This window comes from Belnapia sp. (assembly GCF_059504005.1).
Genome location: NZ_JCACHU010000172.1, coordinates 1 through 15117, shown reverse-complemented (window position 1 = coordinate 15117; position 15117 = coordinate 1). Strand labels below are relative to the sequence as shown.

Annotated in this window: 15 protein-coding genes; 5 read left to right on the top strand and 10 right to left on the bottom strand. The window is 72.0% G+C overall.

Annotated features, from left to right (window positions below; genetic code table 11):
• Positions 1 to 50 precede the first annotated feature (50 nt).
• The 3 genes from AC5JJ1_RS27500 to AC5JJ1_RS27490 all read right to left on the bottom strand — a co-directional run bounded on the left by AC5JJ1_RS27500 (position 51) and on the right by AC5JJ1_RS27490 (position 3028).
• Positions 51 to 587 carry a DUF3576 domain-containing protein gene (locus tag AC5JJ1_RS27500; protein WP_495788316.1) on the bottom strand — a complete coding sequence of 179 codons (537 nt, stop codon included), beginning with the start codon at positions 585 to 587 and terminating at the stop codon, positions 51 to 53.
• Positions 588 to 696: 109 nt separating this feature from the next.
• Positions 697 to 2202: a porin gene (locus AC5JJ1_RS27495; RefSeq protein ID WP_495788315.1), complete on the bottom strand. Its 1506-nt coding sequence runs from the start codon at positions 2200 to 2202 to the stop codon at positions 697 to 699.
• Positions 2203 to 2446: 244 nt separating this feature from the next.
• Positions 2447 to 3028: a thiamine phosphate synthase gene (locus tag AC5JJ1_RS27490; protein ID WP_495788314.1), complete on the bottom strand. Its 582-nt coding sequence runs from the start codon at positions 3026 to 3028 to the stop codon at positions 2447 to 2449.
• A gap of 3 nt (positions 3029 to 3031) precedes the next feature.
• Here AC5JJ1_RS27490 and AC5JJ1_RS27485 point away from each other — a divergent pair, with 3 nt between their 5' ends.
• Positions 3032 to 3697 (top strand): YggS family pyridoxal phosphate-dependent enzyme, encoded by a 666-nt coding sequence (locus tag AC5JJ1_RS27485; RefSeq protein WP_495788313.1) that lies wholly within the window; start codon positions 3032 to 3034, stop codon positions 3695 to 3697.
• A 44-nt stretch (positions 3698 to 3741) separates the two neighbouring features.
• Here the strand turns inward: AC5JJ1_RS27485 and AC5JJ1_RS27480 are convergent, their stop codons facing one another.
• The 3 genes from AC5JJ1_RS27480 to ribA form a co-directional block, all read right to left on the bottom strand.
• Positions 3742 to 3906, bottom strand: a complete 165-nt coding sequence (locus tag AC5JJ1_RS27480; RefSeq protein ID WP_495788312.1) for a hypothetical protein — start codon at positions 3904 to 3906, stop codon at positions 3742 to 3744.
• A 71-nt stretch (positions 3907 to 3977) separates the two neighbouring features.
• A complete protein-coding gene (locus tag AC5JJ1_RS27475) occupies positions 3978 to 4475 on the bottom strand; it encodes a L,D-transpeptidase family protein (protein WP_495788311.1) in 498 nt (165 codons plus the stop codon).
• The gene (gene ribA / locus AC5JJ1_RS27470) at positions 4472 to 5563 is read right to left on the bottom strand and encodes a GTP cyclohydrolase II (protein ID WP_495788310.1); all 1092 of its coding nucleotides are present in this window, start codon (positions 5561 to 5563) and stop codon (positions 4472 to 4474) included. The genes AC5JJ1_RS27475 and ribA overlap by 4 nt, the downstream gene beginning before the upstream one ends.
• Positions 5564 to 5817: 254 nt before the next feature.
• Between ribA and AC5JJ1_RS27465 the strand changes: the two genes are divergently transcribed.
• Positions 5818 to 6531 carry a response regulator transcription factor gene (locus tag AC5JJ1_RS27465; protein WP_495788309.1) on the top strand — a complete coding sequence of 238 codons (714 nt, stop codon included), beginning with the start codon at positions 5818 to 5820 and terminating at the stop codon, positions 6529 to 6531.
• A 65-nt stretch (positions 6532 to 6596) separates the two neighbouring features.
• On the opposite strand, the gene AC5JJ1_RS27460 is transcribed toward AC5JJ1_RS27465, so the two are convergent.
• The 4 genes from AC5JJ1_RS27460 to ispH form a co-directional block, all read right to left on the bottom strand.
• Positions 6597 to 7190, bottom strand: a complete 594-nt coding sequence (locus AC5JJ1_RS27460) for a malonic semialdehyde reductase (protein WP_495788308.1) — start codon at positions 7188 to 7190, stop codon at positions 6597 to 6599.
• Positions 7191 to 7291: 101 nt separating this feature from the next.
• A complete protein-coding gene (locus tag AC5JJ1_RS27455; protein WP_495788307.1) occupies positions 7292 to 7852 on the bottom strand; it encodes a NifU family protein in 561 nt (186 codons plus the stop codon).
• Between the two features lie 83 nt (positions 7853 to 7935).
• The gene (gene hpnH, locus AC5JJ1_RS27450) at positions 7936 to 9102 is read right to left on the bottom strand and encodes an adenosyl-hopene transferase HpnH (protein WP_495788306.1); all 1167 of its coding nucleotides are present in this window, start codon (positions 9100 to 9102) and stop codon (positions 7936 to 7938) included.
• 12 nt (positions 9103 to 9114) lie between these two features.
• Positions 9115 to 10059 (bottom strand): 4-hydroxy-3-methylbut-2-enyl diphosphate reductase, encoded by a 945-nt coding sequence (gene ispH, locus AC5JJ1_RS27445; RefSeq protein WP_495788305.1) that lies wholly within the window; start codon positions 10057 to 10059, stop codon positions 9115 to 9117.
• Between the two features lie 188 nt (positions 10060 to 10247).
• Here ispH and AC5JJ1_RS27440 point away from each other — a divergent pair, with 188 nt between their 5' ends.
• The 3 genes from AC5JJ1_RS27440 to AC5JJ1_RS27430 all read left to right on the top strand — a co-directional run bounded on the left by AC5JJ1_RS27440 (position 10248) and on the right by AC5JJ1_RS27430 (position 14966).
• Positions 10248 to 10634, top strand: coding sequence for a copper resistance CopC family protein (locus AC5JJ1_RS27440; protein WP_495788304.1), 387 nt, complete (start codon positions 10248 to 10250; stop codon positions 10632 to 10634).
• A 105-nt stretch (positions 10635 to 10739) separates the two neighbouring features.
• On the top strand, positions 10740 to 12395 hold the full coding sequence (locus tag AC5JJ1_RS27435; protein WP_495788303.1) for a copper resistance D family protein: 1656 nt from the start codon (positions 10740 to 10742) through the stop codon (positions 12393 to 12395).
• A gap of 3 nt (positions 12396 to 12398) precedes the next feature.
• Positions 12399 to 14966, top strand: a complete 2568-nt coding sequence (locus AC5JJ1_RS27430) for an MMPL family transporter (RefSeq protein ID WP_495788302.1) — start codon at positions 12399 to 12401, stop codon at positions 14964 to 14966.
• The last annotated feature ends 151 nt before the right edge of the window (positions 14967 to 15117 follow it).

The following is a 15117-nucleotide window of genomic DNA, read 5'->3' as shown; positions in this document are numbered from 1 at the left end:
ATGCCGAACAGATTCGCCGATATCAGGCCCGTTGGGAATCCGACAGGCTGCTAGCGCGAGGCCGACTGGCTCCGCAGCTCCCGCGCCCGCGCCAGGACCTTGTCCTCGAGGTCGGAATTGGTCGAGGCCGAGACCGGGCTGTCCATCCACTGCCCGCGCTCCAGCGTCTGCCGGAACACCTGCACCCGCACCCCGTCCGAGCGCAGCTGCCGCCCCAGCACATAGGCTTGGGCGCGGAACCGCTCGCCGCTGGCCGAGGGCGGCGCGTACCAGTCGGTGATGATCGTGCCGCCAAAGGGATCGGCGGACGCCAGCGGCATGAAGGACAGCGTATCCAGCGTCGCGCGCCACAGATAGGCATTCACGCTGAGGCCGGTCCCGCCGCCGCTGGCGGCCGCTTCCCGTGCCTCGCGGTCCTTGTCCACGCCGAAGACGACGATGCCGGCGCTGGCCCCCTGGGGGCGGTTCCGCGCGCGGCCATTGCGCCAGTCGCCATACTCGTCATTCCCGACCAGGCGCTGGTTGTCGCCGCCGCAGGCAGCGAGCAGGGGAAGGGCCGCAACGAAGGCGAGCAGGACAGGTTTCATGATGCGCGCACACTAGATGCGCCGCCTGGGCAATCAAGCATCAATTTCTCCCGCCAACAAAAAGGGGCGGCAGGTTGCCCTGCCGCCCCTCTCCGCTGGTCCCGAAGGATCAGAAGGCCAGACGGGTGCCCAAGATGAACACCTTCGCGGTGTTGCGGTCCTGCGTGCCCGGGTTGGACGGGTCGAGGTCGCGGCCACGCTCGGCCACCGTGTAGCTGCTGTACTCGGCGACGATGTCGAGGCCCGGAGCGAGGCGGTAGTTGCCGCCGACGCCCCAGCCGATGCGGCGCATCAGGCCCGCACCGAAGCCACCGGTACCGGCGGCAGCGGGGTTGGCGATGAGCGCGGCATTGGTGCCGGCGCCGGCAGCGTTGTAGATGCTGCGCGACGCGCCCTCGACGGTCTGGATCAGGTAGTTGCCGCCGATGGTGACCGGGCCGACCGTGTAGCTGGCGCCGGTGAAGAACTGATCCATGGGACGGTCACCGCGGAGGGTGTTGCCCCAGAAGAAGTTCGAGTCGCCATGCTCGTACTGCGCGCCGACCGTCAGGCCGTAGGCGGAGGCCTGCGCACCGACCTGGAAGACGTTCAGGTTGTTGAAGACGCGCGACTGGACGTTGTTGGCCGAAAGCTCGCGGGCCGCGCCGGCGCCGACATAGCCGCCGGTGACGGAGAGGCCGATGCCCGCGAGGCTGCCGCGCCAACGGACCGCCGCCTGGTACTCGTTCCGGCGGACTGACTGGTTCGGGCCCGCCGCGGCGATGCCGAAGTTGCTGGCGCCGGAGAAGGCATAGGCTGCGTCGCAGAAGCCGCTCGACTGGTTGGTCGGGCAGCCCGTGTCCTCGCCTTCGTTGTAGTTGAAGGCGAAGGAGGCGCCGAAGTCGAAGCCGAAGAACTGCGGCGACAGGTAGATGATCTTGGTGTTGTCGCCCAGGCCACCCGGCGAGGTGGTGGTGCGGACATTGGCCTGGCGGGTCACGAAGGACTCGCGGTCGCCGTAGATGCCGCCGGTGCCGAAGTTGGTGATGACGCCGGAGTTCATCAGGCCGCCGACCGGGCCGTCCTCGTCACCGAAGCGGATCTGGCCGAACACGGGCGAGGCGATGAAGGCGTACATCTCGTCGATGTTCGCCGTCGTCTTGCCGGTGCTGGCGCGCTGCTGGACGATGTTGCGGCCTTCCTGCTGGTTGAAGGCGATCTCGATCACCGCACCATAGGACAGGCCGTTCGCCGTCTTGCCGTTGACGAAGACATGGACCTCGGCATCGGTGCTGAAGTCGTTCTTCGACAAGCGGGCGACGCTGCCGGTGCCAGCGCCGACGTTGGACTCGGTGGTTGGAACGCCCGGAATCGTAACAGTCCCACCCGCACCGCCAACGACCGGCACCGTCGTGGCGACCGTGCTCGACTGTGCCAGGTTCGCCGTCGCGCCCGCGGTGTTGGTCGCCAGGCCGGACGGCGTGGTGCTGTTGCGGCCGCTCTGCTGCGTGTTGCCGTAGTAGGCCCGGAAGAAACCGCCGATGCGGACGGTCGGGGCTTCCTGCGCCTCGGCGACCGCCGGGGCCAGGAGCGCCGCGCCGACCACGGCGGTCGTGCCCAGCAGTATCTTGCGCATTCTAAACCTCCTCACTCGCCGGGCTGGCCGGCTGTTCCCTGTCTGACTGACCCGCCCCCCCGCGGCTTGCACCGCTTTGGCAGGAGCCATACCCAAACCCGACCAATGCCGGATGACGGACATGATCGGGTCCGCACCGGACTATGGGCCAGCGGCTCAAACGGCGGCAACCGGTGACAGGGCGTTACCGCGACATCGCTGAGACAGTGTGGCCCTGTCGCCACAGGCATTTGGGCCGATTTCGTTACAGGCCGCTGAAGCCGTCGATCGCCGCCAGCCCCGCCGCCCAGCGCGGCAGCCGCCGGGCATTCCGCGGCCCGACCCCGCCGAGCGCGATCGCCGGCCGCCCCGCCCGCCGCGCCAGCGCCGCCCAACGCAGCGGCCCGAGCCCCCGCGCCCCGGGATGGCTCCGCGTCGGGAAGACCGGCGAGACCAGCACCGCATCGGCGCGCAGCCGCCGGGCCCGGACCAGCCCCCGCCGCCCATGCACCGCCGCCGTCAGCAGCAGCCCCCGTCGCCGCCGCGCCTGCAGGAAGGGCAGCACCCCGCCTGCCCCCTCCCGGTCCGGCAGGTGCAGCCCCGCCCCGAGCCGCAGCGCCAGCCGCCCATCCCCGCCGATGAGCAGCCCGGCCCGCCTCGCCCGGAGGATCCCGGCAAGCCCTGCCAGCACCGAGGGCGCCAGACCCCGTGCCAGCACCGCCGCCCCGGGCGGCAGCCGGGCCGCCAGCGCCCGCGGGTCGGGCAGCCGCGCCGGGTCGCTGACCAGCACCAGCCGCGGCCCCGCCCATGGCTTGAGCCGCCGCGCCGCCGCCTCTAGCTTGCCCATCGCATGACCGACATCGCCGCCAACCTCGCCCTGATCCGGGAGAGGATCGCCGAGGCCACCGCCCGCGCCAACCGCCCGGCCGGCGCCGTCACCCTCGTCGCCGTCTCCAAGACCAACCCGGCCGAGGCCGTGGCGGCGGCGCTGGCCGCCGGCCAGGCGGTCTTCGGCGAGAACCGCGTGCAGGAGGCCGCCGGCAAGTTTCCCCCGCTGCGCCCCGCCTGGCCCGCGCTGCGCCTGCACATCATCGGCGGCCTGCAGACCAACAAGGCGCGCGACGCCGTCCGCCTCGCCGATGTCATCGAAAGCCTAGACCGCCCGAGGCTCGCCGCCGCCCTGTCCGAGGCCATGGCGAAGGAGGGCCGCCGCCCGGACCTCCTGGTTCAGGTGAATACCGGGGACGAGCCGCAGAAGGCCGGCATCCCCCGCGCCGAGGCCGAGGCCTTCCTCCGCGCCTGCCGCGAGGAATGGGACCTGCCGGTCCGCGGCCTCATGTGCATCCCGCCCGCGGCGGAGGACCCCGGCCCGCACTTCCTCTACCTGGCGGAGCTTGCCGCCCGCCATGCCCTGCCCGTGCTCAGCATGGGCATGAGCGCCGATTTCGAGGCGGCGATCGCCTGCGGCGCCACCCATGTCCGGGTCGGCAGCGCCATCTTCGGCGCGCGCGGCTGACCGCCCCGCCCGGCGTCACGGCCGGGCAGGAGGCGGGTGCGGCATCAGCCCTGCCGGCCGTAGACGAACATCATCACCAGCCCGGCCGCCATGAAGGCCAGGGCCGCCATGGTGCCGAGCTCGACATAGCCGAGCACCGCCCCGAGCGCCATCAGCCCGGCCACCACCGGCACCGGCCGGGCCAGAATCGCATTGATGCCATCCGCCATCCCCGAGCCTCCTTCCCTGTCGCCTGCGCGGCAACAGTGCCAGGATCAGCCGAAAGATGTCCAGGCGGTCATCATTCCTCCATGACCTGGATGGCGCTCAGCCCCGCCCCGAGCACCGCCCGTAGGTCCGGCCCGGGCAGGGCGATGCAGCCCTCGGTCGGCGCCAGGTCGGGCCTGGCGAGATGGAGGAAGATCGCACTCCCGCGCCCCCGCTCCACCGGCGCGTCGTTCCACCCCAGCACGCCGACGATGTCGTAGAGCGCATCCTCCCGCCACAGCGCCTCGTGCCGCGCCGGATGCGGCAGCCGGACCTGCCGGTTGTAGTCGGCATGCCCCGGGTCGTCGCACCAGCCATCGGTCGGCGCAATCGGCTCCACCGCGACGCAACAGCGCGGCGCCGCCACCCGGTCCGCCCGGTAGAGCACTCGCCGCAACGGCAGCAGCCCGACCGGCGTCGCCCCGTCGCCCTCGCGCTTGTCGCGCCGGATGCCGCCCTTGCCGAGGGCGCAGCGCCAGGCGCCCGCCTCCAGCCGCAGCACCCCATCCGGCCGGACGACGGCGGTGGTCACGCCAGCAGATGCCCGAAGCGCCGGGCCTTGGTCTCCAGATAGCCGTCATTGATGCCGTTCGGCGCGAAGGCATGCGCCTCCCGCGCCTGGACGGTGATGCCGCAGGCGCCGAGCGAGGCCAGCTTCTCCGGGTTGTTGGTCAGCAGCCGCACGCGCTCGATGCCGAGTTGGCGCAGCATGGTCGCCGCCACCATGAAATTCCGCTCATCCGCGCCATAGCCGAGCGCCCGGTTGGCATCGAGCGTATCCAGCCCGCCATCCTGCAGCCGGTAGGCGCGGAGCTTGTTGACCAGGCCGATCCCCCGCCCTTCCTGCGCCAGGTAGAGCAGCACGCCCGAGCCCGCCTCACCCATCCGCTGGATGGCGCCGCGCAGCTGCGGCCCGCAATCGCAGCGGAGCGAGCCGAGCAGGTCGCCGGTGAAGCATTCCGAATGCAGCCGGACGAGCGGCGCCGCCTCATCCTCCGGCCGCCCGACCAGGATGGCGAGGTGCTCGATCCCGCCATCCGCCGCGCGGAAGGCGACGATCCGCGCATCGGGCGCATCCTCGAGCGGCACGGCCGCCTCGGCCACCCGCCGCAGCGAGGTCGCGGCCTCCAGCGGATAGGCCAGCACATCCGCCGCATCCACTGCCAGCAGCTCGCCCTTCGGGGGCCCGGCCGGTGCCGCCACCACCGCCGGCAGCAGCCGCCCGAGCTTGGCCAGCGCCAGCGCGGCGTCGGAGGCCGGCGGCGCCGGCACCCGCTCCGTGCCGCTGCCGTCCGGCAAGCGGTCGGCGGTCGGATCGGCCAGGCTCCGCAGCAGCACTGGATCCAGCAGGGCCTGCGGCGCCCGCAGCGCGATCGCCTCCTCCCCGCCCTGCACCTTCCGCAGCGCCGGCGCGAGGGCGGCCGCGCGGCTCGGCGCCAGCAGCAGCACCGCCGGGCCCTTGGCCTGGGCTGCCAGCTCGGCCAGCCCCGCCGCCCCGACGGCCTCCGCCGCGGCGATCACCAGCGCATGCTCGCCGGCGCGCAGCAGGACGGGCGTGCCCCGCCGCAGCTCCGAGGCGGCGCGGTGCACCGCCCGCAGCGACGGCGCGGCCGCAGGCAACGGGGAGGGTTCCGCGCCAGGCGGGTCAGAAACAAGGGGAAAGGGCATGATCGTCAATCTGGATCCATCGAAACCCTATCGGGCCCGATGAATGTGGCGCCGAGACGGCATCTGCCCAAGGGCCAGGGGAAATATTGATTACAGGTGAGGCTCGACCGGGCGGAGGGCGTGCAATGGCTTGACAACTGCGCCACAGCTTCGCCATCGACTAGGCTTAATCTACGTGCACAAGAATTCCTTCCTTGGGAGATGGCATGGCTGGTCCCCGCCCGCTGCTGATCGTGGATGACGACGCCGCCCTCCGGGCGACGCTGGCGGAGCAGCTCTCGCTCGACGGCGAATTCGAGCCCGCCGAGGCCGCGACGGCCGGCGAGGCCGAGCAGCTGCTCGCCTCCACCACGAACCGCTACGATGCCGTCCTGCTGGATATCGGCCTCCCCGACGGGGATGGCCGCGAGCTCTGCACGCGCCTCCGCCGCCAGGGGCTGAAGGTCCCGATCATCATGCTGACCGGCGCCGACGCCGAGCAGGACGTGGTCCGCGGGCTCGATGCCGGCGCCAACGACTACATCGCCAAGCCCTTCCGGCTGAACGAGCTGCTGGCCCGCCTCCGCGCCCAGCTCCGCGTCTTCGACAACTCGGAGGACGCGGTCTTCCTGGTCGGCCCCTACACCTTCCGCCCGAGCGCGAAGCTGCTGATGGAGCAGGCCCGCAACCGCAAGATCCGCCTCACCGAGAAGGAGAGCGCGATCCTGAAATACCTCTACCGCGCCGGCGGCAAGCCGGTGGGGCGGCAGATCCTGCTGAACGAGGTCTGGGGCTACAACAGCGCGGTGACGACCCACACGCTGGAGACGCATATCTACCGCCTCCGCCAGAAGATCGAACCGGACCCGACCAATGCCCGGCTCCTGCTGACCGAGGGCGGCGGCTACCGCCTGGACCCGGCGGCAGGCACCGCCGGGTAGAGCATGCTCAGGTCAGGCGGTGACGCCGGACGGATCGGCCAATGCGGCCAAACGACAGCCCGGCCTCACTCGAGGCGCGCCGCCTCGTCGAAGGCGAGGCGCGGGCTGCGGGGGTAGAGCCCGCTCTCGTCGCCATAGCCGAGATTGACCAGGAAGTTCGACTTCCAGCTCGTCCCGGCGAAGAAGGCCTCGTCCACCTTGGCGTTGTCGAAGCCGCTCATCGGCCCGGCGTCCAGCCCGATGGCCCGGGCGGCCAGGATCAGGTAGGCCCCCTGCAGCGTGCCGTTGCGAAAGGCCGTCACCTCCGCCAACGGCTCGTTCCCGGCGAACCAGGACCGCGCATCGGCATGGGGGAAGAGTCGCGGCAGCTCGTCGTAGAAGCGCGTGTCATGCGCCACGATGGCGACGACGGGCGCCGTCAGCGTCTTGTCGAGATTGCCCTCGGAGAGCGCCGGCCGCAGCTTCTCCTTGCCCTCCGCGGTGCGGATGAAGACGAAGCGGGCGGGGGAGGAGTTGGCGCTGGTCGGCCCGTACTTCAGCAGGTCGTAAAGCTCGGCGAGCCGGGTGTCCGGCACCGGCCGGTCCTGCCACTTGTAGTGGGTCCGCGCGCTGCGGAAGAGCTGATCGAGCGCGGCGGCGTCGATGGTCTGGTCAGCCATGGCTAGCTCCTGAAGGCTTCGCTATGCCGACCGGTATCGCGCCGCCGCGGCCCGCCGCCAATCGCGCCGGGCCAATCACCGCCATCACCAGGGGTGATGGTTCAGGCCTCGACCTGCTCCACCGCCACGACCTCGGGCACATAATGCCGAAGCATGTTCTCCACGCCATGCTTCAGCGTGGCGCGCGAGGAGGGGCAGCCCGAGCAGGCGCCCTGCAGGTGCAGCCGCACCACGCCGTCGCGGAAGCCGCGGAAGACGATGTCCCCGCCGTCGCCCGCGACCGCCGGCCGCACGCGGGTGTCAAGCAGCTCCTTGATCTGGTCGACGATCTCGGCATCGGCCTCGTCATACTCCTCGGCCTCCGCATCGCCGTCGCTGTCGAGCACGGGGAGGCCGGCCATGAAATGGTCCATGATCGCGCCGAGCACCTGCGGGCGGAGCTGGGCCCAGTCGGCATCGCCGGTCTGAGTCACGGTGACGAAGTCGCCGCCGAGGAAGACCCGGGCCACGCCGCCGAGGGCGAAGATGCGGGCGGCAAGCGGGCTGCGGACAGCCACCTCGGCGGAGGCGAAGTCGGCCGTGCCCCCGCTGCCCATCACCTCCCGCCCGGGGAGGAACTTCAGCGTGGCGGGGTTCGGGGTGCCTTCGGTTTCGATGAACATGAGTTTCGTCCTGCCCGTGCGGCTGGGGGTTATTTCCGGACTAACGTGGTCGGCTTTAGCCCTGGATGCAACCCGTCCCTGCCCTACTCCGCCGCAACGGCCGGCGAGCCGCCATGCTTCGCGCCGCGCACCGGCTTCGGCTCGTGCTTCAGCTCGGCCATGGTCTGCTCGACATGCCGGGAGAAGACGTAGTCCGCCGGCCGCTGATGCGTCAGGTCGATCTCGGGCGCCATCTCGCCCTCGGTCTTGGGCCCCTGGATCTGCCGCGCCATCGCCTTCAGCGGGTGCTTGATCGAGTCGATCACCGCCGAGGCCTCGAAGCCGGAATGCACCATGCAGTCGGCGCATTTCTCGTAGTTGCCGACCCCATACTTGTCCCAGTCGGTGGTCTCCATCAGCTCCTTGAAGGACTTCGCATAGCCCTCGCCCAGCAGGTAGCAGGGCCGCTGCCAGCCGAAGATGTTCCGCGTCGGGTTGCCCCAGGGCGTGCAGTTGTAGCTCTGGTTGCCGGCCAGGAAGTCGAGGAAGAGCGGGGAGTTGCCCATCTTCCACCCCTTCCCCTTGCCGCGGGCGAAGATGCCGCGGAACAGCTCCTTCGTCTTCCGCCGGTTGAGGAAATGCTGCTGGTCCGGCGCCCGCTCATAGGCATAGCCGGGCGAGACCATGATCGCGTCCACTCCCATGGCGGTAACGTCGTCGAAGAACCGCGCCATCCGCTCCGGCTCGGCATTGTTGAAGAGCGTGGCGTTGATGGCGACGCGGAAGCCGCGCGCCTTGGCATCCTTCAGCGCCGCGACCGCCCGGTCGTAGACGCCCTTCTGGCTGACCGCCCAGTCATGCTGGTCGCGGTCGCCGTCAAGGTGGATGTCCCAGGTGAAGTTCGGGTGCGGCTTGTATTGCTCGATCCGCTTCTCGAGCAGCAGCGCATTGGTGCAGAGGATGACGACCTTGCCGCGCGCGAGGATGCCCTCCACGATCTGCGGCATCTCCTTGTGCAGCAGCGGCTCGCCGCCGGCGATGGCGACCACCGGCACGCCCGTCTCGTCGACCGCGGCCAGGCACTCCTCGACCGAGAGGCGCTTGTTCAGGATCGGGTCCGGATAGTCGATCTTGCCGCAGCCGGAGCAGGCCAGGTTGCACTTGAACAGCGGCTCCAGCATCAGCACGAGCGGGTAGCGCTTGCGCCCCAGCATGTGCTGCTTGAGCACATAGGCGCCGACCTTGATCTGCTGCCGCAGCGGGATACCCATTCTCAGCCCTCGCTAGCTCGCCGCGCTCGCCTCTGGCTCGACCAGGGCGGGGGGAAGCTTGAAAGAAACATCCTCGACGATGCCGGGCAGGGCCGAGACCTCGACGGGGCCGAGTTGGCCGAGCGCCGCGATCACCTCCTCCACCAGGCTTTCCGGGGCGGAGGCCCCGGCGGTGATACCCACGACCTCGGCGCCCCGCAGCCAGTCCGGCCGGAGCGCCTCGGCATCCGGGATCAGGTAGCAGGGCACTCCCTGCTCCGATCCAATCTCCCTGAGGCGGTTGGAATTGGAACTGTTGGCTGCCCCTACAACCAGCAGCACATCCACCCGCTTGGCCAGCTCCCGCACCGCGGTTTGGCGGTTCTGGGTGGCATAGCAGATGTCCCGCGTATCAGGCCCGACGATGTCCGTGAAGCGGGCTTTCAGCGCCTCGATGATCCCGCGCGTGTCGTCGACCGATAGCGTGGTCTGAGTGACGAAGGCCACGGGCCGACCCGCCTCGATCGGCAGCGTGGCGACCTCGGCTGCGCTCGCGACCAGATGAACCTCGCCAGGGATCTGCCCGAGCGTCCCGTCGACCTCCGGATGCCCGGCATGGCCGATCAGGATCAGGCTCCGCCCCTGGGCGATGTAGCGCCGCCCCTCGGTATGGACCTTGGAGACCAGGGGGCAGGTCGCGTCCAGCACCGGCAGGCCGCGCGCCTCCGCCTCCTGCTCCACGGCGCGGGAGACGCCATGGGCGCTGAAGATGGTCACCGCCCCCGGCGGCACCTCCTCCAGCTCCTCCACGAAGCGCGCCCCCTTGGCCTCCAGCGTCTCGACGACGCGGCGGTTGTGGACGATCTCGTGCCGCACATAGACGGGCGCCCCGTACTTCTCCAGCGCCCGCTCGACGATATCCACCGCCCGGACGACGCCGGCACAGAAACCCCTCGGCTGCGCCAGAACAACCCGCATCAGCAACGCCCCCTAGCCTGATCGCTGCCGGCAGCCGCCCCGTGCCATCCCCTCGGGGCCCTGCGGCGATCGTTCCGCCTCGCGGCATCTTGCGCTGCCCAAGTTTTGCTGCACTTTGCCGCCGCGTTGCAACCGGGGAGTGGCGCCGGCGCGTAACGGCATCGATTCATCCCCGGCCGGAGGTTGCCATGTCACAGCTTGCGTCCCTGGCCCGCCCCGTCCTGCTGGCGGCCCTGCTGCTCGCCCTCGCCCTTCCGGGGGCCGGCCCGGCCGCGGCCCATGCCATCGTCGTCGCCTCGGAGCCCGGCGCGGGCGCCACCCTCGCCGCCCTCCCCGGCCAGGTGACGATTCGCTTCAACAGCCGGCTCGACCATGCCCGCAGCCGCCTGGTGCTGATCGGCGCCGACAATGCCCAGACCCCCCTCGCCATCGCGGAGGACGGCGACCCGGTGGTGCTGGCCGCCCCCCTGCCCGCCGGCCTCGCCGCCGGCGAGTGGCGCCTGCGCTGGCAGGTGCTGGCGATCGACGGCCACATCACCCGCGGCGACATCCCCTTCACGCTGCAGGCCCCGTGACCTATCCCCGCGTCGCCGCCTCGCGGCGCCGCGGACCCCGGTCCACCGCTCCATTCCCGAAGCCCTGCACGGCCGTGCCAGGGCCGCTTTCGATAGGTGTCCCCAGTGGAGCAGTTCCTCGACCTCTACGGCTTCGCCAGCGTCATCCTCCATGCGATGGAGCTGGTGGCGCGGACGGTCCTGCTCGGCTCCGTTCTCTTCTGGGTGCTGCTCGCCGCCCCCGAAGGGCGGCTGATGCCCCCGGGCGATGCCGGGCGCCTCCACGCCATCGCCCGGGGGTCGGTGATCGCGGCCGGCATCGCCTCCCTCGCCGCCACCCTCCTGCTCGGCCTGCTGAGCTTCGGCGCGCTGAAGGCGACGCTCGACATCGGCACCGGCGCCCTGCTCGGCGCGGATTTCGTGGTGCTGACCGGCCTCGACCTGCTGGCGATGCTCGTCCTCCTCGCCCTCGCCCTGCCGCGCGGGGCGCCCGCCCGCGGGCGCCGCTTCGCCCTGCTCGGCGCCGCGGCGCTGGTGCTGCTCGCCGTCACCTTCGGCAGCCATGCCATCGCCCGCGCCGACGGCCGGGCGATGCTCCTCGCCTCCACCGCCCTCCACCAGGCGGGCGCCGCCCTCTGGCTCGGCGGCCTGCCCTGCCTGATCGCCGCCCTCCGGCTGACGCCACCCTCCGCCCGCATCGTCGGCCAGCGCTACTCGCTCCTCGCCGCCGGGGGCGTCGGCCTGATCCTGCTCGGCAGCGCGGGCTTCTGGTTCGGCTTCATCGGCTCGGCGGAGGCGGTCTATGGCACCGCCTATGGCTCCATGGCCGCCTCCAAGGTGATCATGCTGACGATGCTGCTGGCGCTCGGCGCGATGAACTACCGCCTGCTCCACCATATGGCGCCGACGCCCGGCGGCACCCTCCGCCTCCGCCGCTTCATCGAGGCGGAGATGGCGATCGGCATCGCCGTGCTGGCCGTCGCCGCTTCCCTCACCTCCGTCCCGCCGGCGGCGGACCTGCCCGACGACCGCGTCACCTGGGGCGAGATCACCGAGCGCTTCACCCCCGCCTGGCCGCGCCTCACCAGCCCGGACCATGCCGACCTCGCCATCCCCGCCCTGCAGGCCCAGCTCGACGCCGAATACCGGCAGCGCCAGGCCACCCAGCGTCCGCAGGCCTTCACCCCGGGCGAGGGCCTGCTGCCGCCACGCAACGCCACCGACATCGCCTGGAGCGAGTACAACCACCACTGGGCCGGCATCATGGTGCTGCTGGTCGGCCTCGCCGCGCTGCTGGATGCGACCGGCCGCGTCCCCCTCGCCCGCCACTGGCCGCTGGTCTTCCTCGGCCTCGCCGCCTTCCTCCTCATCCGTTCCGACCCGGAGGCCTGGCCGCTCGGCGATATCGGCCTGCTCGAGAGCCTGCGGGACCCTGAGGTGGTGCAGCACAAGCTTGCCTCCCTCCTCGTCGTCGCCTTCGCCGTCTCGGAATGGTCCGTCCGCCTCGGCCTGCTGCGCGGCCGGGTGCGCTTCGTCTTCCCGCTGGCGATGCTGGCCGGTGGCGTGCTGCTGCTGGCCCATACCCACGCCATCTCCAACATCAAGGAGGCGCAGCTCATCGAGCTGTCGCACCTCCCCCTCGCGCTGCTCGCGGTGGTCGCCGGCTGCGCCCGGTGGACGGAGCTGCGCGGCCCGCCGGAGCTGGCGCGAATCGGCCGCTGGCTCTGGCCCTGCTGCCTGGTCGGCATCGGCCTGCTGCTGCTGCTCTACCGCGAGGCCTGACCGGTGACGCTTCCGCGCATCACCGCGGCCCTCGCCCGGGCCGCGGCGCTCCATCCATGGCGCGTGGTGCTGCTCGCCCTGGCGGTGGCGCTGCTGGCCGGCCTCGCCGTCGGCCAGCGCTTCAGCATGAACACCGACACCGACGCGCTCTTCCGCCCCGACCTCCCCTGGCGGCTGACGGAGGAGCGCATCGCCAGCGCCTTCCCCCAGCGCGAGCGGGTGATCGCCGTCGTGGTGGATGGCGAGACGGGCGATGCCGCCGACCGCGCCGCCGCCGGGCTGGCCGAGGCCCTCGCCCGCCGCCGCGACCTCTTCCTCGCCGTCGAGCGGCCGGACGCCCTGCCCTTCTTCCGCCGCAACGCCCTGCTCTTCCTCGAGACGGACGAGGTGCGGCAGACGACGGAGCGGATCATCGCCGCCCAGCCCCTGCTCGGAACCCTGGCGGCCGACCCCAGCCTGCGCGGCCTCTCGACCGCCCTCGGCCTCATCCTCCAGGGGATCGAGCGCGGCGAGGCCCGGCTCTCCGACCTCGCCGCCCCCCTCGCCGCCCTCGCCCCCGCCGCCGGGGCGGCTGCCGCCGGCCGCGCCGCGCCGCCCGACTGGGCCGCCCTCTTCACCGGCCGCGCGCCGGACCCGCAGGCGCTGCGCCGCTTCGTCCTGGTCCGCCCGCGCCTCGACTTCTCCGCCCTCAGCCCCGGCGCCACGGCGGCCGAGGCGATCCGCGAGGCCGCCGCCCATCTCGACATCCCCGGCACCCGCTTTCGCATGACCGGCGAGATCCCGATGGCCGACGAGGAATTCGCCTCCGTCGCCGAGGGAGCGGTGCGCAACACGCTGCTCTCCTTCGCGCTCGTCGCCCTGCTGCTCTGGCTGGCGCTGCGCTCCTGGCGCCTCATCCTCCCGGTCCTGGCGACGCTCCTGCTCGGCCTGCTGACGACGGCCGCCTTCGGCGCGCTGGCGATCGGGCCCTTCAACCCGCTCTCCATCGCCTTCGCCGTGCTCTTCATCGGCCTCGGCGTCGATTTCGGCATCCAGTACGCCATCCGCTTCCGCGAGCAGCGCCACGAGGCCGGGGGCCTGCCCGCCGCCATCGCCGCCGCCGGCGCAGTGGCCGGCCCCGGCATCCTGCTCGCGGCCATGGCCATCGCCGGCGGCTTCCTCGCCTTCCTGCCGACCGACTACCGCGGCGTCTCGGAGCTCGGCGCCATCGCCGGCTTCGGGATGCTGGTCGCCGCCTTCCTCTCCCTCACCCTGCTCCCCGCCCTGCTCCGCCTGCTCTCGCCGCCGGGCGAGCCGGAGGAGATCGGCTGGGCCGCCCTCGCCCCGCTGGAGCGCGTGCTGGCCCGCCGCTGGACGGTGGCGCTGCTCGCCGTCCTGGCCCTCGCCGCCGCGGCGACGCTCCCGCGCCTGGGCTTCGACTTCAACCCGCTCCACCTGCGCGACCCGCAGACCGAGGCGGTGGCGACCTTCCTCGACCTGATGCACTCGGCCGAGACGACGCCCAACACGCTGAACGTCCTCGCCCCCTCGCTCGACGCCGCGCAGCCCGTCGCCGCCCGGCTCGAGGCGCTGCCCGAGGTGGCGCGGGTGATGACGCTGGCGAGCTTCGTCCCCGGGGACCAGGCGGCGAAGCTCGCCCTGATCCAGGACGCCGCCGACCTGCTCGGCCCCACCCTCGCCCCGCCCGAGGTGCAGCCGCCGCCGGAGGATGCCGCCGTCGCCGCCGCGCTGCGCGACCTCGCCGCGGGCCTCGCCAGGGCCGCCCAGGGCGAGAGCCCCGCGGCGGCCGATGCCCGCCTCCTCGCCCGCTCCGTCGCGCAGCTCGCCGCCGGGCCGCCCGAGGGCCGCGCCCGCCTGGCCGCCGCCCTGCTGCCCGGCCTCGCCGCCACCCTCGCCCAGCTCGCCGAGGTCCTGCAGGCCGGCCCGGTGATGCTCGACGCCATCCCGCCCGAGCTGCGCCGCGACTGGGTGGCGGCGGACGGCCAAGCTCGCATCGAGGCCTGGCCGCGCAACCTGTCCGACGACAATGCCGCGCTGCGCCGCTTCGCCGATGCGGTGCGGAGGGTGGCGCCGGATGCGACCGGCATGGCGGTTTCCATCCAGGCCTCCTCGGCCACGATCCGCGAGGCCTTCCTCCAGGCCGGCGCCATCGGCCTCGCCTGGACCTGCCTGCTGCTCCTGCTCGCCCTGCGGAGCGTGCGGCTGGCGCTGCTGGCGCTTGCGCCGCTGGTGCTGGCGGGCCTGGTGACGCTCGCCATCTGCGCCAGCCTCGGCCCGGCGCTGAACCTCGCCAACATCATCGCCCTGCCGCTGCTCTTCGGCATCGGCGTCGCCTTCGACATCTACTACGTCGTCGCCTGGCGGGCCGGGGAGCGCGCCCTGTTGCCGACGGCGGTGACGCGCGCCATCCTGTTCAGCGCACTGACGACGGGGAGCGCCTTCGGCACGCTGGCGCTCTCCTCCCATCCCGGCACGGCCAGCATGGGCGTGCTGCTGGCGATCTCCCTCGTCTCCGTCCTGGCGGCGGTGCTGCTGGCGCTTCCCGCCCTGCTGCACAATCTCGGACGTTAGAGCGGGTTCCGTTCGCATGGGCGCACGGAACCCGCTCTGGCTTGTTGTTTGATCGAGCAAATTACTCCGTCAGGTGCCCCCACCTGATCGAGATTTGCTCTAGCAGCCTGTCGGGTTTGGGTTTGCTGGCGACGGGTCCGTTGGATTGTGG

Excerpts from the sequence above, each read along its gene's own strand:
- AC5JJ1_RS27455 (WP_495788307.1), bottom strand. The coding sequence starts at position 7,852 with ATGTTCATCGAAACCGAAGGCACCCCGAACCCCGCCACGCTGAAGTTC.
- AC5JJ1_RS27465 (WP_495788309.1), top strand. The coding sequence starts at position 5,818 with ATGGCTGGTCCCCGCCCGCTGCTGATCGTGGATGACGACGCCGCCCTC.
- ispH (WP_495788305.1), bottom strand. The coding sequence starts at position 10,059 with ATGCGGGTTGTTCTGGCGCAGCCGAGGGGTTTCTGTGCCGGCGTCGTC.
- AC5JJ1_RS27480 (WP_495788312.1), bottom strand. The coding sequence starts at position 3,906 with ATGGCGGATGGCATCAATGCGATTCTGGCCCGGCCGGTGCCGGTGGTG.
- AC5JJ1_RS27485 (WP_495788313.1), top strand. The coding sequence starts at position 3,032 with ATGACCGACATCGCCGCCAACCTCGCCCTGATCCGGGAGAGGATCGCC.
- AC5JJ1_RS27500 (WP_495788316.1), bottom strand. The coding sequence starts at position 587 with ATGAAACCTGTCCTGCTCGCCTTCGTTGCGGCCCTTCCCCTGCTCGCT.
- AC5JJ1_RS27460 (WP_495788308.1), bottom strand. The coding sequence starts at position 7,190 with ATGGCTGACCAGACCATCGACGCCGCCGCGCTCGATCAGCTCTTCCGC.
- hpnH (WP_495788306.1), bottom strand. The coding sequence starts at position 9,102 with ATGGGTATCCCGCTGCGGCAGCAGATCAAGGTCGGCGCCTATGTGCTC.
- AC5JJ1_RS27440 (WP_495788304.1), top strand. The coding sequence starts at position 10,248 with ATGTCACAGCTTGCGTCCCTGGCCCGCCCCGTCCTGCTGGCGGCCCTG.
- AC5JJ1_RS27490 (WP_495788314.1), bottom strand. The coding sequence starts at position 3,028 with ATGGGCAAGCTAGAGGCGGCGGCGCGGCGGCTCAAGCCATGGGCGGGG.
- AC5JJ1_RS27495 (WP_495788315.1), bottom strand. The coding sequence starts at position 2,202 with ATGCGCAAGATACTGCTGGGCACGACCGCCGTGGTCGGCGCGGCGCTC.